Source organism: Nocardia africana NBRC 100379 (genome assembly GCF_001612635.1).
Classification (GTDB): domain Bacteria; phylum Actinomycetota; class Actinomycetes; order Mycobacteriales; family Mycobacteriaceae; genus Nocardia; species Nocardia africana.
In genome coordinates, this window is sequence record NZ_BDAV01000007.1 from 234,123 (window position 1) to 255,107 (window position 20,985).

At 69.2% G+C, this 20,985-nt stretch carries 23 protein-coding genes; 9 read left to right on the plus strand and 14 right to left on the minus strand.

The window, feature by feature from the left end:
• Positions 1 to 57: 57 nt before the first annotated feature.
• Together yajC and NA3_RS12835 are read right to left on the minus strand one after the other, a co-directional pair.
• Positions 58 to 522: a preprotein translocase subunit YajC gene (gene yajC / locus NA3_RS39450; RefSeq protein ID WP_063917461.1), complete on the minus strand. Its 465-nt coding sequence runs from the start codon at positions 520 to 522 to the stop codon at positions 58 to 60.
• A gap of 137 nt (positions 523 to 659) precedes the next feature.
• Positions 660 to 2,153: a flavin-containing monooxygenase gene (locus NA3_RS12835; RefSeq protein WP_062963820.1), complete on the minus strand. Its 1,494-nt coding sequence runs from the start codon at positions 2,151 to 2,153 to the stop codon at positions 660 to 662.
• 70 nt (positions 2,154 to 2,223) lie between these two features.
• Between NA3_RS12835 and NA3_RS12840 the strand changes: the two genes are divergently transcribed.
• The gene (locus NA3_RS12840) at positions 2,224 to 2,856 is read left to right on the plus strand and encodes a TetR/AcrR family transcriptional regulator (protein ID WP_369817498.1); all 633 of its coding nucleotides are present in this window, start codon (positions 2,224 to 2,226) and stop codon (positions 2,854 to 2,856) included.
• A 22-nt stretch (positions 2,857 to 2,878) separates the two neighbouring features.
• Positions 2,879 to 3,403, plus strand: a complete 525-nt coding sequence (locus NA3_RS12845; RefSeq protein ID WP_063917491.1) for a DivIVA domain-containing protein — start codon at positions 2,879 to 2,881, stop codon at positions 3,401 to 3,403.
• Positions 3,404 to 3,431: 28 nt separating this feature from the next.
• On the opposite strand, the gene ruvB is transcribed toward NA3_RS12845, so the two are convergent.
• The 4 genes from ruvB to NA3_RS12865 all read right to left on the minus strand — a co-directional run bounded on the left by ruvB (position 3,432) and on the right by NA3_RS12865 (position 6,393).
• On the minus strand, positions 3,432 to 4,550 hold the full coding sequence (gene ruvB, locus NA3_RS12850; RefSeq protein WP_062963822.1) for a Holliday junction branch migration DNA helicase RuvB: 1,119 nt from the start codon (positions 4,548 to 4,550) through the stop codon (positions 3,432 to 3,434).
• Between the two features lie 5 nt (positions 4,551 to 4,555).
• Entirely contained in the window at positions 4,556 to 5,161 is a 606-nt protein-coding gene (ruvA, locus tag NA3_RS12855; protein ID WP_062963823.1) for a Holliday junction branch migration protein RuvA, read from the minus strand.
• Positions 5,158 to 5,727: a crossover junction endodeoxyribonuclease RuvC gene (ruvC, locus tag NA3_RS12860; protein WP_062964019.1), complete on the minus strand. Its 570-nt coding sequence runs from the start codon at positions 5,725 to 5,727 to the stop codon at positions 5,158 to 5,160. Before ruvC ends, ruvA begins: the two co-directional genes overlap by 4 nt.
• Positions 5,728 to 5,874: 147 nt before the next feature.
• Complete coding sequence (locus NA3_RS12865; RefSeq protein WP_062963824.1) at positions 5,875 to 6,393, minus strand: O-acetyl-ADP-ribose deacetylase; 519 nt, start codon at positions 6,391 to 6,393, stop codon at positions 5,875 to 5,877.
• Between the two features lie 131 nt (positions 6,394 to 6,524).
• Here NA3_RS12865 and NA3_RS12870 point away from each other — a divergent pair, with 131 nt between their 5' ends.
• Positions 6,525 to 8,012 (plus strand): alpha/beta hydrolase, encoded by a 1,488-nt coding sequence (locus NA3_RS12870; RefSeq protein ID WP_084491510.1) that lies wholly within the window; start codon positions 6,525 to 6,527, stop codon positions 8,010 to 8,012.
• A gap of 55 nt (positions 8,013 to 8,067) precedes the next feature.
• Here NA3_RS12870 and NA3_RS12875 read toward each other — a convergent pair whose 3' ends face one another.
• The 4 genes from NA3_RS12875 to NA3_RS12890 all read right to left on the minus strand — a co-directional run bounded on the left by NA3_RS12875 (position 8,068) and on the right by NA3_RS12890 (position 12,010).
• Entirely contained in the window at positions 8,068 to 8,820 is a 753-nt protein-coding gene (locus NA3_RS12875; protein WP_062963825.1) for a YebC/PmpR family DNA-binding transcriptional regulator, read from the minus strand.
• 122 nt (positions 8,821 to 8,942) lie between these two features.
• Entirely contained in the window at positions 8,943 to 9,605 is a 663-nt protein-coding gene (gene pdxT, locus NA3_RS12880) for a pyridoxal 5'-phosphate synthase glutaminase subunit PdxT (protein ID WP_062963826.1), read from the minus strand.
• A gap of 67 nt (positions 9,606 to 9,672) precedes the next feature.
• Positions 9,673 to 10,491, minus strand: coding sequence for an acyl-CoA thioesterase (locus NA3_RS12885; RefSeq protein WP_062963827.1), 819 nt, complete (start codon positions 10,489 to 10,491; stop codon positions 9,673 to 9,675).
• Positions 10,492 to 10,576: 85 nt separating this feature from the next.
• Positions 10,577 to 12,010, minus strand: a complete 1,434-nt coding sequence (locus tag NA3_RS12890; protein WP_084491511.1) for an MFS transporter — start codon at positions 12,008 to 12,010, stop codon at positions 10,577 to 10,579.
• A gap of 186 nt (positions 12,011 to 12,196) precedes the next feature.
• Between NA3_RS12890 and NA3_RS12895 the strand changes: the two genes are divergently transcribed.
• Positions 12,197 to 12,808, plus strand: a complete 612-nt coding sequence (locus tag NA3_RS12895; protein WP_062963828.1) for a nucleoside/nucleotide kinase family protein — start codon at positions 12,197 to 12,199, stop codon at positions 12,806 to 12,808.
• Positions 12,809 to 12,860: 52 nt separating this feature from the next.
• On the opposite strand, the gene NA3_RS12900 is transcribed toward NA3_RS12895, so the two are convergent.
• Together NA3_RS12900 and NA3_RS12905 are read right to left on the minus strand one after the other, a co-directional pair.
• Entirely contained in the window at positions 12,861 to 13,850 is a 990-nt protein-coding gene (locus tag NA3_RS12900; RefSeq protein WP_062963829.1) for a LysR family transcriptional regulator, read from the minus strand.
• Positions 13,851 to 14,148: 298 nt separating this feature from the next.
• Complete coding sequence (locus tag NA3_RS12905; RefSeq protein ID WP_062963830.1) at positions 14,149 to 15,144, minus strand: helix-turn-helix transcriptional regulator; 996 nt, start codon at positions 15,142 to 15,144, stop codon at positions 14,149 to 14,151.
• A gap of 90 nt (positions 15,145 to 15,234) precedes the next feature.
• Between NA3_RS12905 and NA3_RS12910 the strand changes: the two genes are divergently transcribed.
• Entirely contained in the window at positions 15,235 to 15,660 is a 426-nt protein-coding gene (locus tag NA3_RS12910; protein ID WP_062963831.1) for a VOC family protein, read from the plus strand.
• Positions 15,661 to 15,788: 128 nt separating this feature from the next.
• Here the strand turns inward: NA3_RS12910 and pdxS are convergent, their stop codons facing one another.
• Positions 15,789 to 16,691: a pyridoxal 5'-phosphate synthase lyase subunit PdxS gene (gene pdxS / locus NA3_RS12915; RefSeq protein ID WP_030513899.1), complete on the minus strand. Its 903-nt coding sequence runs from the start codon at positions 16,689 to 16,691 to the stop codon at positions 15,789 to 15,791.
• A 539-nt stretch (positions 16,692 to 17,230) separates the two neighbouring features.
• Positions 17,231 to 17,845, minus strand: a complete 615-nt coding sequence (locus tag NA3_RS12920) for a TetR/AcrR family transcriptional regulator (RefSeq protein WP_063917493.1) — start codon at positions 17,843 to 17,845, stop codon at positions 17,231 to 17,233.
• Positions 17,846 to 18,049: 204 nt separating this feature from the next.
• Here NA3_RS12920 and NA3_RS12925 point away from each other — a divergent pair, with 204 nt between their 5' ends.
• Genes NA3_RS12925 through NA3_RS12940 form a run of 4 tightly spaced genes read left to right on the plus strand, consistent with a single transcriptional unit; the run spans position 18,050 to position 20,884 of the window.
• Complete coding sequence (locus NA3_RS12925) at positions 18,050 to 19,273, plus strand: alkane 1-monooxygenase (protein ID WP_062964023.1); 1,224 nt, start codon at positions 18,050 to 18,052, stop codon at positions 19,271 to 19,273.
• On the plus strand, positions 19,273 to 19,476 hold the full coding sequence (locus tag NA3_RS12930; protein ID WP_062963832.1) for a rubredoxin: 204 nt from the start codon (positions 19,273 to 19,275) through the stop codon (positions 19,474 to 19,476). The genes NA3_RS12925 and NA3_RS12930 overlap by 1 nt, the downstream gene beginning before the upstream one ends.
• Positions 19,473 to 19,655 (plus strand): rubredoxin, encoded by a 183-nt coding sequence (locus NA3_RS12935; RefSeq protein ID WP_036502897.1) that lies wholly within the window; start codon positions 19,473 to 19,475, stop codon positions 19,653 to 19,655. The genes NA3_RS12930 and NA3_RS12935 overlap by 4 nt, the downstream gene beginning before the upstream one ends.
• Positions 19,652 to 20,884: an NAD(P)/FAD-dependent oxidoreductase gene (locus NA3_RS12940; protein WP_063917463.1), complete on the plus strand. Its 1,233-nt coding sequence runs from the start codon at positions 19,652 to 19,654 to the stop codon at positions 20,882 to 20,884. Before NA3_RS12935 ends, NA3_RS12940 begins: the two co-directional genes overlap by 4 nt.
• Positions 20,885 to 20,985 lie beyond the last annotated feature (101 nt).

A 20,985-nucleotide genomic window follows, 5' to 3' on the forward strand; every position in this document is an offset into this window, starting at 1 on the left:
TCACGGACACGCCGCACCGCCGTCGCGGCGGCTCGGCGCTGCGACGGCGGAAGCGGGTCAGTCTTTGCGCAGCCGGGCTGCGGTGTCCTCGACGGATTCCTCCACACCGGAGGCCGAGGCCGAACCGTTGGCCGCCGAGCCGTTCGCGGGCGCCGAGCCGTTGGTCGCGGCACTCTCCACCGGCGCGTCCGCCGTGGGGGCGGCGATCGTCTCGTCGTCCGACTCGACCGCGTCGGTATCCGAATCGGCGGACTCGGCGGCGTCCCCGCTGGGGCGCACATCGCGAATGGCGGCACGCAGCCAGGTCGTCACCACATCCTCGGCGATCTCCAGGTCGACGGTCTCCTCGTCGAGGTCGACCACGGTCCCGTAGAGGCCGGAGGTGGTGGTGACCTGGTCACCGACCTTCACGTTCTCCTGCATATCGGCGACCTTCTGCGCTTCGCGCTTCTGGCGGCGGACACCGAGAAACATCGGCACGAGCAGAACTACCAGTAGCAGCGGAAACAGCAGGTTCGCCATCGTCGTAGTCGGTCCTAGTGTGGTGGGTTGGATGGGGCTGTACCCACACAGTCTGCCAGCAACCTGGAATATCGCCACACCCGCGGTGTGCGCGGCGAGGTGCGCCACACCGGCGCGAACCCCGCCGCGGCGGCGGCTCAGGCCGCGGGCGCGCCGTAGACGTAGTCGTCGAGCGGGAAGTTCACCGCTTCGCGGTGGGTGGTGATCGTGCTGTTCGGGCGCAGCAGCGCGGCCTCGCCGTGCTGGTTGAAGTAGTAGCTGCGGGCCGTCGAGCAACTCCCGGCGTAGAACACCGACGAGCCGAGTTTGTCGGTCACGTAGTCCAGGAATCGCGCGTTGGCCTCTTCGCGCACCTCGAAGACCTCCTCACCGCGCCGGCGAGCCTCGCGCAGGAGCCGGTCCATATGTTTCATCTGCGCCTCGATGGTGGTGAAGTAGGACAGACCGCTGTAGGAGTAGGGGCTGTTGAGGCTGAAGAAGTTCGGGAACTTCGGCACCGTGATGCCCTCGTAGGCCTGGAATCGGTTGTCGCGCCAGAACTTTCCGAGATTCACCCCGTCGCGGCCGATGATCTCGACGGCCGGGAAGTTCACATCCCAGAGATTGAAGCCGGTCGCGAGGATCAGCGTGTCGATCTCGGTCTTGTGCCCGTCCGCGGTCACGATGCCGTCGGCCTCGACATGATCGATCGCATTCGTCTCGAGCCGCACGTGCGGTTCGTTGAAGGTCTTGAAGTAGGTGTTGGAGAAGGTGGGCCGCTTGCAGCCGAAGTCGTAGTGCGGGGTCAGCTTCTCGCGGGTCTGCTTGTCGCGCACCTGCGCGCGCAGATGCGCCTTCGCCAGCAGTGCGGCGCCCTTGTTGCCGAATTTGGCCTGCTTGTAGTGCAGCACGCCGGAAACCATCAGCAGTTCCAGAGCGCCGGTGTTGACCAGCCGGGCCGCCTTCTGGGTCAGCGGCACCTTCTCGAACAGCTGCTGGACCGGCTTCGGGATGGCGGTGTCGACCTTCGGGACGACCCAGATCGGCGTGCGCTGGAAGACGGTCAGTTCCGCGACCTTCTTCGCGGCCTCCGGCACGAGCTGCACGGCCGTGGCGCCGGTGCCGATGACGGCGGCGCGCCGGCCGGTCAGATCGAAATCGTCCTCCCAGGCGGTGGTGTGGATGATCTTGCCGGCGAAGCTGTCGATGCCCGGGAACGGCGGGGTGTAGGGCTGGGACAGGAACCCGGTCGCGGTGAGCAGATAGCGCGCGGTGAGCGTCTCGCCACCCTCGATCGAGACCACCCAGTGCGCGTGTTCACCATCCCAGCGGGCGCCGCCGACCACCTGGTTGAACCGCATCCGGCGGCGCAGGTCGTACTTGTCCGCGATGTGCTCGGCGTATTTCTTGAGCTCGGCGCCCGGGGCGAACAGCCGCGACCAGTGCGGATTCGGTTCGAACGAATAGGAATAGGTCACCGAGGCGATATCGACGGCCAGGCCCGGATAGTGGTTGACGTGCCAGGTGCCACCCAGGCCGTCCTCCCGCTCGAGAATCACGAAATTCTTCAGACCGAGACGATCCAGCTGAATCCCGGCACCCATACCGCCGAATCCCGCGCCGACCACCACGGCGTCGTACTGAGGTGCCACGCCGAACCTCCCTGTTACCTGACGTATCTGGTGCGGAATGACACATCATTCCGTTGCGGAACACCGTATCATCGGGTCCGTGCCGAAGCCATCCACCCATTTGGAACGACGCAAGGCCGAACTGCGGCAACAGATCATCGACACCGCCTTCGCCTGCTTCGCCGACAAGGGCTATCACGCCACCGGAATCGCCGATATCGCCACCGCTCTCGGAATCGGGCACGGGACGTTCTATCGCTACTTCGAGAACAAGCGCGACATCATCGACCACGTGATCGACGATCTCGCCGCGCGAATCATCGAGGCGCTCGGAACGGAGAACGCGCCGGACGCGGCGACCTCACTCGCCGATTACCGGCGTCAGCTGGACCGGATCGGCGTGGCGCTGCACCGGATCTTCCTCGAAGACCGCCGGGTCGCGCAGTTGCTGCTGTTCCAGGCGACCGGCATCGATCCGGAATTGACGATGCGGCTCTACGGCCTGCTCGACACCGCCGACGCGCTGACCACCGGATATCTCGAGCACGGCGTGGAACTCGGCTATCTGCGCGCCGACCTCGACGCCGCCAATACGGCCAAGGCGGTGACCGGCATGCTGCTCGCGGCCATCGTGCACGGGCTGCGTGATCCCGACCCGGAGTCGACCGCCGGACTGGCCCAGGCGATTCCGCGACTGTTGATCGACGGGGTGCGCGCCGGCTGAGCGGTGTTGTAACAATGTGCGGGTGACGCCGGAGTATGTGCGACGGATCCGATTCGGCCGGGCCCCGATCGGGCACCGCGGCTACGACCCCGCCGAGGTCGACGCGTTCTGCGCCGCCCTCGCCGATGCCTTGGCGGGCCGGGCCGCGCTGAGCGTGGCCACCATCCGCGGGCACGAATTCGGCCTGGCCGCACCCGGCCGCCGCGATTACGACCGCGACGAGGTGGACGCATTTCTCGATCGCGCCTGTGTGGAGCTGGAATCCGCGCGCTACGGGCCCGCCCGGCCGCAGGTGGCGTGGCCGCCGTCGCCGGAATACGTGTCCCGGCTTCGGTTTTCGGCGCCCCCGCTGGGACGCAGCGGCTATATCGCCGACGAGGTCGACGCGTTCCGGGAGCACGTGGCGGCGTTACTGGCCCAGACCGCCACAGGATGGGACACCGCGGCGATCCGCCCGGTATTCGGCACGGCCACCGCAGGGGTCCGCGCCTATCACCGCGGCGAGGTGGATGCCTTCGTGGACGCGGTCGCGGCGCTGGTGAGCTGACGCGACCGGACCGCCGGGCCGGACGGGATCAGTCGAACAGGTCGAGGGTGGGCTGGGCCTCACGACCCCGGACCTCGATGGATCCGAAGACCAGATCGGGCGGCGGCACCAGGCCCAGATGCTCCCAGGCGGCGGCGGTCGCGACTCGCCCGCGCGGGGTGCGCGCGACCATACCGGCGCGGACGAGGAACGGTTCGCACACCTCCTCGACGGTGGCGGCCTCCTCCCCCACGGCCACCGCCAGCGTCGACACACCGACCGGGCCGCCGCCGAAGCCGCGGACCAGCGCGCCCAGGACGGCGCGGTCGAGCCGGTCCAATCCCAGCGAATCCACGTCGTAGACCGCCAGCGCGGCCTTGGCGATGTCACGGGTGACCAGGCCGTCGGCCCGCACCTCGGCGTAGTCGCGCACCCGGCGCAGCAACCGGTTGGCGATGCGGGGCGTGCCCCGGGAGCGGCCGGCGATCTCGGCCGCCGCGTCGGTTTCGATGCGCACGCCAAGGATCGCCGCCGAGCGCTGCAGGATGCGCTGCAGTTCCTCGGGCTCGTAGAAGTCCATATGGCCGGTGAATCCGAACCGGTCGCGCAGCGGACCGGTCAGCGCGCCCGAGCGCGTGGTGGCGCCGACCAGCGTGAACGGTGCGATCTCCAGCGGGATCGAGGTCGCTCCCGGCCCCTTGCCGACCACGACGTCGACCCGGAAATCCTCCATCGCCAGATACAGCATCTCCTCGGCCGGGCGGGCCATGCGGTGGATCTCGTCGATGAACAGCACGTCGCCCTCGACCAGATTGCTCAGCATCGCGGCCAGGTCTCCCGCGCGTTCCAAAGCCGGTCCGGACGTGATGCGCAGCGCGGTACCGAGTTCGGCGGCGATGATCATCGCCATGCTGGTCTTGCCGAGTCCGGGCGGGCCGGACAGCAGGACGTGGTCGGGAGTCCCGCCGCGCTGGGTCGCACCGCGCAACACCAGGGCCAGCTGTTCTCGCACCCGGGGCTGGCCGATGAAGTCGTCCAGCGATTTCGGGCGCAGCCCGGCCTCGATATCGCCGTCGGAGGTCAGATAGTTCGCGGTGACCGCGGATTCGCCGCCGTCCGCGCCGGCCTCGATATCGTCGGTGCCGGAAGGGAATTCGTCGTCGTGCATCGGCGTCACCGATTCCGGCCGAGAATCGCCAGCGCGGCCCGCAGCGCCTGCGAGGTACCCAGCTCGGGCTGTTCGGCGAGGACGCCGTCGACGGCCGGTTCGGCCTGCTTCACCGGGAATCCGAGACCGGTCAACGCCTCCACGACCTGATCACGCACCGGAGTGACGACCGGGGCGGGCGCCGCGCCGGGCGGTGCGGACTGCACCGGTACCAGATTCACCTTGTCACGCAGTTCGACCACCATGCGCTCGGCTCCGCGCTTACCGATCCCCGGTACCCGGGTCAGGGCCGCGACGTTGCTCTCCGCCAACGCTTTTCGCAGCGCCTCGGGCTCGAGCACCGCCAGCACCGCCATCGCCAGCCGGGGACCGACACCGGAGACGGTTTGCAGCAGCCCGAACAGATCGCGCGCCTCGGTGTCGGCGAAGCCGTACAGCGTCATCGAATCCTCGCGCACGATCATCGCGGTGTAGAGGCGGGCCTCGTCACCGCGGGTGAGACCGGCCAGCGTGGAGGGAGTGGCGTTGAGCCGGTATCCGACGCCCGCTGCTTCCAGCACCGCGTGGTCGAGACCGATCTCGAGCACCTCACCGCGCACCGACGCGATCACCTGGTCACCGCCTTTCGTTGCTGGGCAAGCCTTTCGGCGTATCTGCGTCGCGCCTGTTCGGCCTGGGCCTCCGCCTTCGCCATCCGCTCCAGCATCGGCGCCCGCCAGCAGTGGCAGATCGCCAGCGCCAGGGCGTCGGCCGCGTCGGCCGGTTTCGGCGCCGTCTGCAAGCCTAGGATGCGGGTCACCATCGCCGTCACCTGAGCCTTGTCCGCGGAACCGTTGCCGGTCACCGCCGCTTTGACCTGGCTCGGAGTATGAAAGGCGACGGGTATGCCGCGCCGCGCCGCCGCCAGCGCGATCACCCCGCCGGCCTGCGCGGTGCCCATCGCGGTGCGGACGTTGTGCTGGGCGAAGACCCGCTCGATCGCGACCGCCTCGGGCCGGTGGGTGTCCATCCAGTGTTCGGCGGCGTCGGCGACGCCCAGCAGCCGCTGCGCGAGGTCCATATCGGCCGGTGTCCGCACGACGTCGACGTCGAGCGCGGTGACCTGCCGCCCCAGACCGCCCTCGACGATGCTCAGGCCGCACCGGGTGAGCCCCGGGTCGACACCCATCACCCGCACGAAATGCACCCCTGTCGAGTCGCGAACAATTGTTCGAAGTCTAACCGAGAGCGCCCGCACCGGCGCCCACCGACACGGAGCCGCAACCGAGACGAAGCCGCCACCGGCACAGCGCCGCGATCGCGAGCACCCCGGGTGGCGAACCATCTATTCCAATGCGGCCAGCGCGGATTCGAAGACCCGATGAGCGGTCGCGCCGAACAGGACGAAACGGATCTCGGTGGCGCCGGTGCGGGCGGCCCGGACGGTATCGAGGGCGATCCGGGCGCCGTCGTCGAGAGGCCAGCCGTACACACCGGTGGAGATCGCCGGGAAGGCGATCGTGCGGGCACCCAATTCCTCTGCGACACGCAGAGATTCGCGGTAGCAGGAGGCCAGCAGGCCGGAGCGGTCGTGGGTCGCCGCCCAGACCGGGCCGACGGTGTGGATCACCCAGCGGGCGGGAAGGTTGCCGGCCGTCGTCGCCACGGCCGCGCCGGTGGGCAGGCCGTCGGGATAGGTGGTCGCCCGCAACTGCTTGCAGGCGGCGAGGATGCCGGGTCCGCCGCGGCGGTGGATCGCACCGTCGACCCCGCCCCCACCCAGCAGCCCGGAGTTGGCGGCGTTGACCACGGCGTCCACGTTTTGTTCGGTGATATCCCCGCGCACCAGCACGATCTCGGCCATATGCCCCATTGTGCCCGCACCGGCCCCGGCGGCGCCGGACCGCGGCCCCGGGCGGCCGTACCGGACTCCGAGCGAGTTCACAGGGTTTCTCGAGGAATGCCACCGACAATGACGCCGTGTTCCCAGCGCCCATGGATGTGCCGACGCCCGCGCCGACCTCCCCCGCCGCGCCCGCGCCGGCCGCCGGCGCCGCGGTGGCGCCGCCCCCGCCACCGCCGTTGCCCTCGGCGAAACTCAACCCCTACAACGGATTTCATCACGGCCTCTCGCTGCTGCACGGCTGGCTGCCGCTGACCATCGAGATCGTCGCCGCCGTCCTGCTGGTGGCCGCGATCGCGCGATGGGGACGGCGGTGGTGGCTGATCCGGATGCCGATCTGTCTGGCACTCGGCGTGGTGGCCGCCTTCGCCGCCCGCACCGTGATGAACAACGAGGGCCTGGCCTCCGATCCCGCACCGGCGCGATTGTGGATCTGGGTGGGCGCGGCGGTCGCCGCGATCGCTCTGGTGGTGGTCGGCTGGCCGGGTGCGCGGTGGTGGCACCGTACCGCCGCGATCGTGGCGGTGCCGTTCGCGGTCGCCAGTACTGCGGTGGTGCTCAACCAGTGGGTGGGCTACTACCCCAGCGTGCAGTCGGCGTGGAGTGCGCTGACGGCCGGACCGCTGCCTCACCAGACCGATCCGGACGAGCTTGCCGCGATGCGCGGCACGCACCCCCCGAACGGCGTGGTGGTGCCCATCGACACCGGCGACGGCGCCAGCGGGTTCAAGCATCGCACCGAATACGTCTACCTGCCGCCGGCGTGGTTCGCCGGGCCCACCCCGCCCGCCCTGCCGGCCGTGATGATGATCGGCGGCGAATTCAACACTCCCGCCGATTGGTTGCGCAGCGGCCAGATCATGCCGGCCATCGACGCGTTCACCGGCGCCAACGCCGGCAGCGCCCCCGTCCTGGTCTTCGTGGACTCCTCGGGCAGCTTCAACAACGACACCGAATGCGTCGACGGCCCGCGCGGCGCCGCGGCCGACCACCTCACGAAAGATGTTGTCCCGTACGTGGACTCGCACTTCGGCGTTCCCGCCGATCCGGCGAAGTGGGCGGTGGTCGGCTGGTCGATGGGCGGTACCTGCGCCACCGACCTGACCGTGATGCATCCCGAACTGTTCCACACCTTCGTCGACATCGCCGGCGATCTCGGTCCGACCTCGGGGACCAAGGAACAAACGATCTCGCGCCTCTACGGCGGCGATGCGGCCGCCTACGACCGTTTCGACCCGCTGACGGTGATGGCGAAACACGGCCCCTACACCGATGTCGCGGGATTGTTCGACGATCTGACGCCGCCGCACCGCCCGGACCGCACCGGGAAGGATCCCGGCGGCCGTGTCCACCTGCCGCAGGTCGACGAGAACCGCATCGGCGTCGGCGGCCAGGACGGCGTCATGGACACCGGCGAGGTCGGCGCCGCCGAGAAACTGTGTGCTCAGGGCCGTGCGGTCGGCATCGAGTGCACCATTCACACCACCCAGGGCGGGCATACCTGGCAGTTCGCCGCGGCCGCGTTCACCTCGTCGCTGCCGTGGGTGTCGGCGCGGCTCGGACTGCCCGTGCACACCTGATCACACGCCGCGGGCCGCCGCCGGTACATCCGGCAGCGGCCCGCGGCGGTACGGATCAGGCGTCGAGTTCGGCGAGGACCTCGTCGGAGACGTCGACGTTGGTGTACACGTTCTGCACGTCGTCGCTGTCCTCCAGCGCGTCGACGAGTTTGAACACCTTGCGGGCGCCCTCGGCGTCGACCGCGACCGACACCGAGGGCTGGAAGCCGGATTCGGCGGAGTCGTAATCGATTCCGGCCTCCTGCAGCGCCGTGCGCACGGCGATCAGGTCGCTGGGGTCGCTGATGATCTCGAACGAATCACCGAGGTCGTTGACCTCCTCGGCGCCGGCGTCGAGCACCGCGGCCAGCACGTCGTCCTCGCTGAGCCCGTTCTTCTCCAGCGTGACGATGCCCTTGCGGTGGAACAGGTAGGCGACCGAACCGGGATCGGCCATATTGCCGCCGTTGCGGGTCATGGCCACGCGCACCTCACCGGCGGCGCGATTGCGGTTGTCGGTGAGGCATTCGATCAGCACCGCAACACCATTGGGCCCGTAGCCCTCGTACATGATGGTCTGCCAGTCGGCGCCGCCGGCCTCTTCACCACCGCCGCGCTTGCGGGCGCGCTCGATGTTGTCGTTGGGAACCGACGACTTCTTCGCCTTCTGGATGGCGTCGTAGAGAGTCGGGTTTCCGCCAGGATCACCACCGCCGGTGCGCGCCGCGACCTCGATGTTCTTGATGAGTTTCGCGAACATCTTGCCGCGCTTGGCATCGATCACGGCCTTCTTGTGCTTGGTGGTGGCCCATTTGGAGTGGCCGCTCATTCCCTACTTCCTTCAGGTCGGTGTGCTCGAGGCCCGGGCAGATTCGCGATCTGCGTTCCGGCGATCGCTGTGCAGTCTACTGCCCGGTCCGCCACCGCCCGGTCGGGGTGCGCGGCGAACGGTCAGGTACCGGCGGCCACCGCGGCCCGCACCGAGTCGACGAACAGGCGATGCACACGCAGATCGCCGGTCACCTCGGGATGGAACGAGGTCGCGATGACCGAGCCCTGCCGGACCGCGACGATCCGGCCCGCCGCCTCCTGCGGGTCACCCACCGACGGACCCTCGGCGACCACGGTGCCGGGCCGCGGACGGTGCGGGACCCGGGCCAGGACCTCGACGCCGGCGCCGGCGCGTTCCACCCAGGGCGCCCGGATGAACACCGCCCGGATGGGATCGTCGAGTCCGGTGAAGTCGAGATCGGTTTCGAACGAATCGACCTGACGTCCGAAGGCGTTGCGCCGCACCGTCATATCGATGCCCGACAGCGACTGCGCGTCGGGCCGAGTGTCGAGCACCTCCGACGCCAGCAGGATCATGCCGGCACACGAGCCGAAGGCCGGCATGCCCGCGCGCAGCCGTGCCCGCAGCGGTTCCAGCAACCCGAATACCTCGAGCAGTTTGCTGATCGCGGTGGATTCGCCGCCCGGCAGCACGAGCGCGTCCACGGACTCGAGTTCCGATTCCCGTCGCACACTCACCGGTTCGGCATCGCACGCGGCCAGCGCGTGGAAGTGCTCACGCACGTCACCCTGCAGAGCCAGCACGCCAATGGTCGGTTTCACGGCACGAGCATACGAGTCGCGCGGCGCGGCCGCGGCCCGCGGCCACCTCGGTTGTGGCGCCGCTCACCTACCGCCGCAGTGTGCGGATGAGCCCTTCCTGCACGACCTGCGCGACGAACTGTCCGCGCTGGTTGAAGATCCGGCCGCTGGTGAGCGCGCGGCCGTAGCCCGCGGAGGGGGAATTCTGGTCGTAGAGCAGCCATTCGTCGGCGCGGAAGGGTCGCAGGAACCACATCGCGTGATCGAGCGACGCGTCCTGGGTCGGTTCGTCGCGGTGGGTGACCTTCGACGAACCGAGCAGGGTCATATCGCTCATGTAGGCGAGGGTGCAGACGTGGAACAGCGGGTCGTCGGGCAGCGGGTGGCGGTAGCGGAACCAGACCTGCTGCTGGGAGGCCAGGCCGTCGCGCCGCACCACGTGGTCCTGCGGCACCAGCCGGATGTCCCAGTGCTCCCATTCCCGCATCAGCCACAGCCGCTCCGGGCTCATCGACGCGCGCTCGTCCGGAATGTCCTGCGGCAGTGGAACTTCCGGCATCACGTCCTGATGTTCGGGGCCTTCGTCGCCGACGTGGAAGGAGGCCGACATGGTGAAGATCGCCTCGCCGTCCTGGACCCCGGTGACCCGGCGGGTGCAGAACGAGCGGCCTTCGCGGATGCGTTCCACCAGATACACGGTCTGCTCGGCGGGATTGCCGGGACGCAGGAAGTATCCGTGCAGCGAATGCACCTCGAAGCGCGGTTCCACGGTGCGCACCGCCGAGACCAGCGCCTGCCCGGCAACCTGCCCGCCGAATGTGCGCGGCAGCTGCGACTTGGTGATCGCGCCGCGGAAGATGTCCCGCTCGAGCCGCTCGATCTCCAGTGCCTCTTCGATCGTCGCCATGTACCGTCCTTCCGCCCTGTGCCCCGCTCAGGCTAAGCGATGGCGAACCCGCTCCGGCGAGCGGCTCTCCGCGCCGTGACAGCGCTCACGACGCCGGTTCGCCCTGCGATCCGATCAGTTCCCGCGCCTCTTCCTCGGACTGCGCGGCCGGCGCCGATCCCCACATGTGCCTGCCGTTGGGCTCCTGCAGGAAATACACCGAGACCGCACCCACCAGCCCGGCGATGATCAGGTAGTACGCCGGCCAGTTCAGATCACCGGTCGCCCCGACGAGCGCGCCGACCACCACCGACGTGGTGCCGGCGAACAACGAGACCGCGACGTTGAACGACACCGACAGCCCCGCGCCGCGCACCTTCGTCGGGAACAGCGACGGCAGGGTGGACGGCATGGTCGCGCTGAAGCAGATGAGGGTCAGGCCCATCATGAGCAGGCCCAGGAATACGGCGAACGCGTTGTCGGTACGTACCAGCAGGATCATCGGAAACGCCAGCACCACCAGGGCGATGGCGCCGGCCCAGATGATCGGTTTGCGCCCGACCCGGTCCGAGACGAGCCCGATCACCGGGATGGTCAGCAGCGCGATGGCCATCACCGCGATCTGCAGCCACTGCGACGCCGAGGAGGAGACGCCGCCGCCGGTGGCGCCCGGCACGGTCGAGGTGACGTAGGTCGGCATATAGGAGGTCAGCATGTAGTTGGTGACATTCCAGGCGACCACCAGTCCCATGCAGACCAGCACGTACGGCCACAGGCGGGCCAGGATCTTCGCCTCCTCGCCGGTCTTGTTCGCCTTCTCCCGGTCCTCGGATTCCTTCTCCAGGGCGGCGAAGGCCGGGGTGTCGGCCAGTCGCATCCGCAGATAGACGCCGACCACACCGAGCGGCAGGGCCACGAAGAACGGCAGCCGCCAGCCCCACGACAGCAGCTGCTCGTGGGTGAGGGTGGCGTCGGCGAGCGTGACCACCAGTGCGCCCAGCAGATATCCGGTGAAGGTGCCGAATTCCAGCCAGCTGCCGAGGAATCCGCGCCGCCGGTCGGGTGCGTACTCGGCGATGAAGGTCATGGCGTTGCCGTATTCGCCGCCGGTCGAGAAACCCTGCAGCAACCGTGCGCACAGCAACAACATCGGCGCCCAGATGCCGATCGTGTTCTGATCCGGGATGCAGCCGATGGCGAACGTGCCCGCCGCCATCAGGATCATCGTGGTGGCGAGCACCGTGTTGCGGCCGATGCGGTCGGCCAGCGGTCCGAAGAACATGCCGCCGAACGGGCGGACGAGGAACGCCACCGCGAACAGGCCGAAGGTGGCGATCGTGCCGGCGGTGTCCCCGAGATGGGAAAAGAACACGTCCTTGATGGTCGGCTCGAAATACGCGTAGACGCCGAAGTCGTACCACTCGGTGATGTTGCCGATACTCGCGGCGCCGATCGCCCGCCGGATGATCGGCGGATCGGTGACGACGATGTCGTCGAGCGACCACCGCCTCGGACGTTCACGCGGGACCAGCACCGCCACGGACTACGACCTCCTCGGGTTCACGACAACCGTCGATCGCCGGCGCCGGCGGGGCTCCGCGGAAGGATGTCCGATCGCCTCGCAGGTCCCGCCGTTCCCGGAATCGACCCGCTCAGGCTATGCGATGGCAAACTCGGCCGACGGGCGACTCTCCGCGATCCGCCCGGTGCCGGGCATGATAGGCGGATGCCCGCATACGAACCGATCGCCGTGGACGGGCTGGTCGAGCGAGTCGCTGCGGCCGCTCTGGCCCTGCCGGGGCCGGTCGTGGTGGCCGTCGACGGCGCCGATGGCGCCCGGCCGCGGGAACCGGCCGACCGGATCGTGGAACGGATCCGCACGCGGGGGCGGCCGGCCGAGCGGGTGTGGTTGCACGACTTCGTTCGACCGGCATCGCTGCGACTCGAGTTCGGGCGCGACGAGATGACCTATCGCACAGCCTGGTTCGACTACGCCGCCCTGGATCGTGAGGTGCTGGAAGCGGTACGCCGGCGCGGGCGGTGGCTGCCCGCGCTGTGGGACGAAGCCGAGGATCGATCCGCGCGGGCGCGGATGCGGCCCGCCGAACCGGGCCTCGTCCTGGTGGTCGCGGGACCGATGTTGCTCGGCCGCGGTATGGATTTCGATGTCACCGTGCGGCTGCAGATGTCGGAACCGGCGCTGCTGCGCCGAACCGATCCCGCGGAGCGGTGGACCGTTCCCGCACTGCTGCGCCACGATCGCGAGCACGACGACCTGCCCACCTTCGATGTGCGCTGGGACCATCCGGAGCGCCCGGCCGTGCGCACCGGTTCCTGAGCTGCTTCGATACCGGACCGAATGCGCGGGGCCGCAGCCGGATTCGCGGCGATCAGCTCGCGAATCGCTCGCGGTCGGCGGCGGGGAGCCAGCAGCCGGCGGCGATGTCGCGGTTGTAGGTCGTGCGGAAATGCTCGATCAGATGCGGTAATCCCGGATGGGTGTTGGCCGTCGACCACAGCAGCGCATGCGGATAGGCCGGCGTCGGGTCGACGATCGGCACCCGCCGGATGTGCGGATGCCAGGGATTGCGGAAGTGATCGCTGCTGACGGTGGCCAGCGTGTCGGAGTCCGCGATGCGGGCGAGCATGGCTTCGATGCCGTCGGGCCCGGGGAAGCGGGTGCGGTCGCGCGGCGTGGTATCGACTGTGACACCGCAGAATTCGCTCAGTTCGCGATAGAAGTCGGCCCATTCCGACGCCACCCCGGCGCCCGGAATCCACACCGTGTACGCGGCCAGCTCGGCGAGCGCCACCGCCGGCCGTCCGGCCAGCGGATGATGCCTGCCCACGAGCAGATGCGCCGGATCCACGTAGGCGGGGACGGCCGCGATATCGGGCGGCAGCGGACGGGGGCCGCCCGAGGGGCGGGCGAAGGCGGCGTCGGCGCGGCCGTGCACCACCATGTCCCGCGACGTGACGAAGACGTTCGAGATCACGATCTCGGTATCGGCGCCGGGGTTGCGGTCGAGATAGAACCGCATCTGCTCGGTCGCGCCCTGGCGCTCGCCCTGCACCGCGACGCGCAGCGGGCGTGGCATGTCACGGACCGCTGTCACCGCGGTCTCGGCCACCGCCAGCAGCGCTCGGGCGTGCGGCAGCAGCCGCGCACCGGCGGCGGTCGGCACGATTCCGGCGGGTACGCGGTCGAACAACGCCGTCCCCAGCTGGGCCTCCAGCTTCGCGATCCGCTTCGACACCGCCTGCTGGCTGATGCCGAGAACCACGGCGGCGAGACTGAACTGCCGCTCCTCGGCCGCGACCACGAAGGCGCGCACGGACGTCAGGTCGAGATCCGTTCCGGCACCTCCACCGACAACCATTCGTTGTGCAGCCCTTCCCTGACGATCCCGTCGCCCCTGTCTCGGTCAGGCCCGACATCTTCCGGAAGACAGTACCCGACAGGGCATTCGGCGACCGGCCGCGTCACCCCGCCCGCCGCGCGCGGTAAGGCGGGCGAGATCGCTCACTCCCGGACGATGTCCTGCCCAACTGCGCTCCACAGCTCATCGCGGCCGTCGTCACGACGCGAGGCGCACGAACCGAACGTGGTGCGCCATCGAGCCGGTGTTCGATGACGTGCCCCCGGCGCATCCGCCCGCCGCAGATCGAGGTCCCTCGTCAGTCGTCGGCCGGCGCGGTGCGGCGGCCCGATTCCGCGAGGCGCGCGGCAAGCCCGAGGACCAGTTCGCGGAGCTCCTCCGGGTGCCGCACGTCGAACGGTCGATCGAGTGCGGCGAGCACCGGCGGCAGCCAGTCGAGCCGCTCCGCTCGGATACCGACCTCCCACCAGCGTTCGGCGCCCGAGTCTGCGGCCTCGTCCGTCGCGCCGAGCGTCGCGACGGTGGCGGGCAGGTGCGCGCGGATCTGTTCGTGCGTACCGAAGATGCGCAGGCTGACGTCGTATCGATACTCGGCGGCGGCGAATCCGGACACCAGCCGCCCCACCGGATCGATATCGCCGGGCGGGTCGAACGAACCGGGCAGGGTCCGGGCGGTGGTGATGCGGTCCAGGCGGAAGGTGCGGTCCTCGGCGTGCCGGGGGTCCGCGCCGGTGACGTACCACCGGCCGGAATGAGCGACGATCCCGTACGCGTGCAGTGTGCGTTCGCTCGCACGGCCGTGACGATCGGTGTAGCGGATGGTGACCGGCCGGTGGTGGCGGACCGCGTCGGCGAGCGTCAGCAGCACCGCGGCATCCGCGGGAGCGGATTCGGTTGGCGCGTGGGTGAATTCGAGGGATTCCAGCAGCACGTCGAGCCGTCGGCGCAGCGGTTGCGGAAGGACCCTGCGGATCTTGGCGGCCGCGGTCTCACTCGGGGCCGCATCCGTTGCGGCCCAGCCGGTTCGGCGGCCCAGGAGCCCGAGCAACACCGCCAACGCCTCCTCGTCGGTGAACATCAACGGCGGCAGGCGGTATCCGGGGGCGAGCCGATAGCCGCCGTAGCGCCCGCGCACCGACTCCACCGGGATCTCGAGATCGATCAGGTGGTCCACATACCGGCGCACGGTGCGTCCGTCGACGCCGAGCCGGCCGGCGAGTTCGGCCACGGTCCGGGTGCCGCCGGACTGCAGCAGTTCGAGCAGGGTCAGCACGCGTCCGGTCGGTCGAGCCATGAGTGCGACCCTAGCGCGAATACCGGACCGATTCTGTCCCCTATTTCTCCTACGCTGCGGAAAACACCTTCGAACGGCAAGGAGCAGCCCATGAATTTCGTCTCGATCCGCATCATCACCGCCGACGTCGCACGTCTCGTCGAGTTCTATGAGCGCGCCACCGGATTCCGTGCCCGGTGGGCGACCGAGGATTTCGCCGAACTCGAGACCGGCGTCGCCACGCTCGCGATCGCGAGTACCCGCACGGTCGCCCTGTTCGCCCCGGACTCCGCCCGTCCGGCCGACAATCACAGCGTGATCACCGAGTTCCTCGTCGACGACGTCGACCGCGTGTATCGCGACCTGTCCGGCGCCGGCGCCGAGGTGGTCGCCGAGCCGGCCACCATGCCCTGGGGCAACCGCTCGCTGCTGGTCCGCGACCCGGACGGCAACCTGGTCAACTTCTTCGCACCGGTCACGCCGGCGGCGATCGATAAGTTCGCGGGGCGGGCGGTGCCGGTCACGCCGAGCATGTGAGCCGGCGACGGCCTCGTGATCTACGAGGACGGCCCGGCGGTGTCACGCCCCGGAAACGACGAACGCCGGGTCGTCCTGCGCAGGACGACCCGGCGAAGCGGTTGTCGTGGAATCGATGCCCGAACGGCTTACCAGCCGCGCTCGGCGAGGCGGTGCGGCTCCGGGATCTCCTCGACGTTGATGCCGACCATGGCCTCGCCCAGGCCGCGCGACACCTTCGCGAGCACATCGGGGTCGTCGTAGAAGGTGGTGGCCTTGACGATGGCGGCGGCGCGCTCGGCCGGGTTGCCGGATTTGAAGATGCCGGAGCCGACGAAGACGCCCTCGGCGCCCAGCTGCATCATCATCGCGGCATCGGCGGGGGTGGCGATACCACCGGCGGTGAACAGCACCACGGGCAGCTTGCCGGTCTCGGCGATCTCACGGACCAGCTCGTAGGGCGCCTGCAGTTCCTTGGCGGCCACGAACAGCTCGTCCTCGGGCAGCGACTGCAGGTGGCGGATCTCCGCGCGGATCTTGCGCATGTGGGTGGTCGCGTTGGACACGTCGCCGGTGCCGGCCTCACCCTTGGAGCGGATCATGGCCGCACCCTCGGTGATGCGGCGCAGCGCCTCGCCCAGGTTGGTGGCGCCGCAGACGAACGGCACGGTGAACTGCCACTTGTCGATGTGGTTGGCGTAGTCGGCCGGGGTCAGCACCTCGGACTCGTCGATGTAGTCGACGCCGAGGCTCTGCAGGATCTGCGCCTCGACGAAGTGGCCGATCCGCGCCTTGGCCATGACCGGGATGGAGACGGCGTTGACGATGCCGTCGATCAGGTCCGGGTCGCTCATCCGCGCGACGCCGCCCTGGGCGCGGATGTCGGCGGGAACCCGCTCGAGCGCCATCACCGCGACCGCGCCGGCATCCTCGGCGATCTTGGCCTGATCGGCGGTGACGACGTCCATGATCACCCCGCCCTTGAGCATCTCGGCCATGCCGCGCTTCACGCGGGCGGTGCCGGTCGTCGAGGTGGTGTCGGGCGTTGTCACGGGCAAACTCCTGATTATCGGGGATTCGTTCGAGGAGGCATCGCTGCGATGCGAACCTCCACGATTCTAGGCGCCCCGATCAGGCCACTAGATAGCCAGTCCGAGAGCACTGGACTGGTCCGCCGGCCGCGGCCGGGATCGCACACCGGGCCGGGCGGCCGCTACGGCGTCGCTATGGGCGCGCCGAGTGCGGGTACCCGTGGCGCCGGACGCCCGTCACCGCAGGCCGGCGCCACCTGTTCGTCAGATCGGGTCGACGACGAACAGCTGTGCCCAGTACGTCGCGGCCTGCTCGCCGATATACGGCAGCAGGAAGTCGTACAGCAGATAGGACATAGGCATTCGGTACCTCACCTCCACACACCGGTTCGCCGGATTCGGTGTGCGGCAAACCGGTTTCGACCCTATCCGATGGTGACCTGTCACACAGCGACAACGCCCGGGTAGCGGCGAGATCGGCGGATTTCCGACGAAATACGTTGACGGTCAACGCCTCCCGCAGTCGAACCGGCAGACCGCCGACCTCGGACCGCCGGCCGTCAGACCTCCGACAACAGCGGCTCGAGCAGTCCGACGGCCACGACCCGGATCTGCTCCAGCGCCCGCTCGGCCGGCCCGGTCGGCTGGAACAGATGACTCAGGGCAAGGCGCACAACGGTTTCGGCGACCGACGTCAGCTCCTCCTCGCCCACCGACGCCAGCTCGTATTGCGCGCGAACCGTCGCGGTCACCGCGGCGATCGCCCGGCCGAGCACCGGTTCCGGTTCGGTCATCAGCGCCGGCAACAGCGCGGTATCCGGCGCCGAGCGGCCGGCCAGCACCGCTTTCAGCAGCATGTTGTCCGCACCGCTGCGGAGGGTGAACTCCACGGCCGCGATCAGGCCGGCGATCACATCGTCCGGGTGGGCCGCCAGCTGCTCGGCGATCCCGACCAGGAAGACGTCCACCTCGTTCGCGATCACCACGTCGGCGAGGTCCTGTTTGGTGCCGATCTCCTTGTACAGCACCGGCCGGCTGACGCCGACCTCCTTGGCGACCCGCGACATGTTCACCGCGCCCCAGCCCTCGGTACAGACCAGCCCGCGAGCGGTCTCGATGACGCGCTCGCGCAGCAGTCGGCGCATATCGGACTGGAAGTTCGGCGCGGTAGCCACGCCATGATCGTACACGCTTCAGGAAACTGTTCGAGTATTGACAATCCCGACGCGTCTGTATTCAATGAAAACACTTCTCCAGAAAGTGTAAATAGATCGAGGTGAGCGGCCCGCCGCTCCGACCCTCGCCCCCGTCCGCGCCGCCCGTGCGCCGGGCGCCCCGTTCCGTCGCGCATGTCGCGCATCGTTCGTGAGGAGAACTCCGTGACCACATCCCGTATCGGCGATCCGGCCCGGACCGCGCCGCCGCAGTGGCGTGACCGCAAACGCCATCTCTGGCTGTTCGGCCTGGTCCCGCCGACCGCGGTCCTGCTCGCCACCGGCCTGGTGTGGCTGTTCAACCAGCTGGGCTGGCACCACGCGGCATCCGTGTGGTGGTGGATCGGGCCGCTGCTGGTCTATGTCCTGCTGCCGATCCTCGACCGGTTCTTCGGGCCCGACGGGCAGAATCCGCCCGACGAGGTGATGGAACAGCTCGAGAACGACCGGTACTACCGCTACTGCGTCTACGCCTACATCCCGTTCCAGCTGCTCAGTCTGGTGTTCGCCTGCTATCTGTGGAGCGCGGCCGATCTGTCCTGGCTGGGTGTCGACGGCGGGCTGAGCCTGGTGTCCAAGATCGGCCTGGCGTTCAGCATCGGCACCATGGGCGGTGTCGGCATCAACACCGCGCACGAGCTCGGCCACAAGAAGGACGAACTGGAGCGCTGGCTGTCGAAGATCACGCTGGCGCAGACGTTCTACGGCCACTTCTACATCGAGCACAACCGGGGTCATCACGTGCGGGTGGCGACACCGGAGGATCCGGCCAGTTCCCGGTTCGGCGAATCGTTCTGGACGTTCCTGCCGCGCAGCGTGTGGGGCAGCCTGCGCTCGTCCTGGTCACTGGAGAAGACCCGGCTGCAGCGAATGGGCAAGCGGCCGTGGACGATTCACAACGATGTACTCAACGCGTGGCTGATGTCGGTGGTGCTGTGGGGCGCGCTGGCCGCGATCTTCGGTCCCGGGGTGCTGCCGTTCCTGGTGGTGCAGGCGGTCTACGGGTTCTCGCTGCTGGAGACGGTCAACTATCTCGAGCACTACGGTCTGCTGCGACAGCGCACGGCCGCCGGGCGCTACGAACGCTGCACCCCTGAGCACAGCTGGAACTCCGACCACATCGTCACCAACATCTTCCTCTACCACCTGCAGCGCCACAGCGACCATCACGCCAATCCCACCCGGCGCTATCAGACCCTGCGCAGCATGGACGGCGCACCCAATCTGCCCAGCGGCTACGCGAGCATGATCACCGTCGCCTACTTCCCGCCGCTGTGGCGGCGCGTGATGGACAAGCGGGTGCTCGCGCACTACGGCGGTGACATCACCCGCGTCAACATCCAGCCCGGCAAGCGCGATCGGGTCCTCGCGAAGTACGGGGTGGCCTGATGTCCCGATTCCGTTGCCCCGTCTGCGAGTACGTGTACGACGAAACCGAGGGCGCACCACGCGAGGGCTTCCCGCCCGGCACCGCGTGGTCGGCGATACCCGACGACTGGTGCTGCCCCGACTGCGGCGTGCGGGAGAAACCGGATTTCGACGCCGACCTCACGACCCACGATCCGACCCCCCACGAAAGGCACCTGACATGACCGACTACAAGCTGTTCCGTTGCCTGCAGTGCGGATTCGAATACGACGAGGCACTCGGCTGGCCGGAGGACGGCATCGCGCCGGGCACCCGCTGGGACGACATTCCCGACGACTGGTCCTGCCCCGACTGCGGTGCGGCCAAGGCGGATTTCGAGATGGTCGAGGTCAGTCGCGCATGACCGGACGCATCGTCATCGCGGGCGCCGGGATCGCGGGCGCGACCGCCGCCCGCACCCTGCGCAGCGAGGGCTACACCGGCGAGATCGTGCTGCTCGGCGCCGAGGACCGGCTGCCCTACCGCCGCCCGATGGTCTCGAAGGAGGTGCTCGCCGGCACGGCGAACGAACGCCGGCTCCTGCTCGAGTCCGCGGAAGCGTGGCGCGAACTCGAGGTGGAGGTACGCCCGGGGACCACGGTCGAGGGCATCGACGTCGACCGCGACCGGATACGTCTGGACACCGGCGACACCCTCGGCTACGACGCCCTGGTACTCGCCACGGGCGCCCGCGCCCGGGAGCTGCCCGGTCCCGAATCGGGCGCGTACACGCTGCGCACCGCCGCGGACGCCGACGCGTTGCGCGCGGCCGTGGTGACCGGTGGATCGCTGCTCGTCGTAGGTGGCGGCCTGGTCGGATGTGAAGCCGCCGCGACGGCGCGTGGGCTCGGGGCGGCGGTGACGATCGTGCACGCGGGCGATGCTCCGCTCGAGCGGGTGGCCCCGGCGGTGATCGGCGCGCACTGCCGAAACCTGCACGCCGGCAACGGCGTCGACATCCACGACACGGTGGTGCTGGACCGGATCGACGGTGGCAGCGGCGATATCCGGGCCACCGCCGTCGACGGACGGCAGTGGTCCGCCGCCGCGGTACTCGTCGCGATCGGCGCGGAGCCGGATACCGACGTGGCCCGGCGGGCCGGACTCGCCGTCGGGGACGGCATCCTCGTCGATGAGTCCTATGCGACCTCGGCGCCGAACATCTTCGCCGCCGGTGACGCCGCCGCCGTCTACGATCCGGAATTCGGGGTCCACCGGCGCACCGAACAATGGAACAGCGCGCAGTCGCACGGGATCGCCGTGGCGAAATCCGTTCTCGGGCAACCGGTACCGCCCGAGGAGGTGACGTGGGGCTGGACCACGCAGTACGGCGACACCATGCAGTTCGCCGGACGTCCGCACCCCGAGGACGAGATCGTGGTCCGCGCCACCGACACCCCCGGCCGGTTCATCGCCCTGGGGCTGCGCGCCGGGCGCCTGGTCGCCGCCGCGGCCGTCGCGTGCCCGGCCGAGCTGCGCATCGCCCGCGCTCTCATCGCGGCCCGCGCCACGCACGACCCGGATACCTGGTCCGACCCGGCCGTTCCTTTGCGGGAGCTGGCAACCGCGACCGAGTTGTCGAGCCACCACTGACCGAACAGCCGTCACCGCATCCCGATCAGGTCCGAGATCGCTTGTGAGCGGTGCATTTTCGCGCTACCGCCTTGCCGCCCACGGGAGGTCCTCGTGGTCGC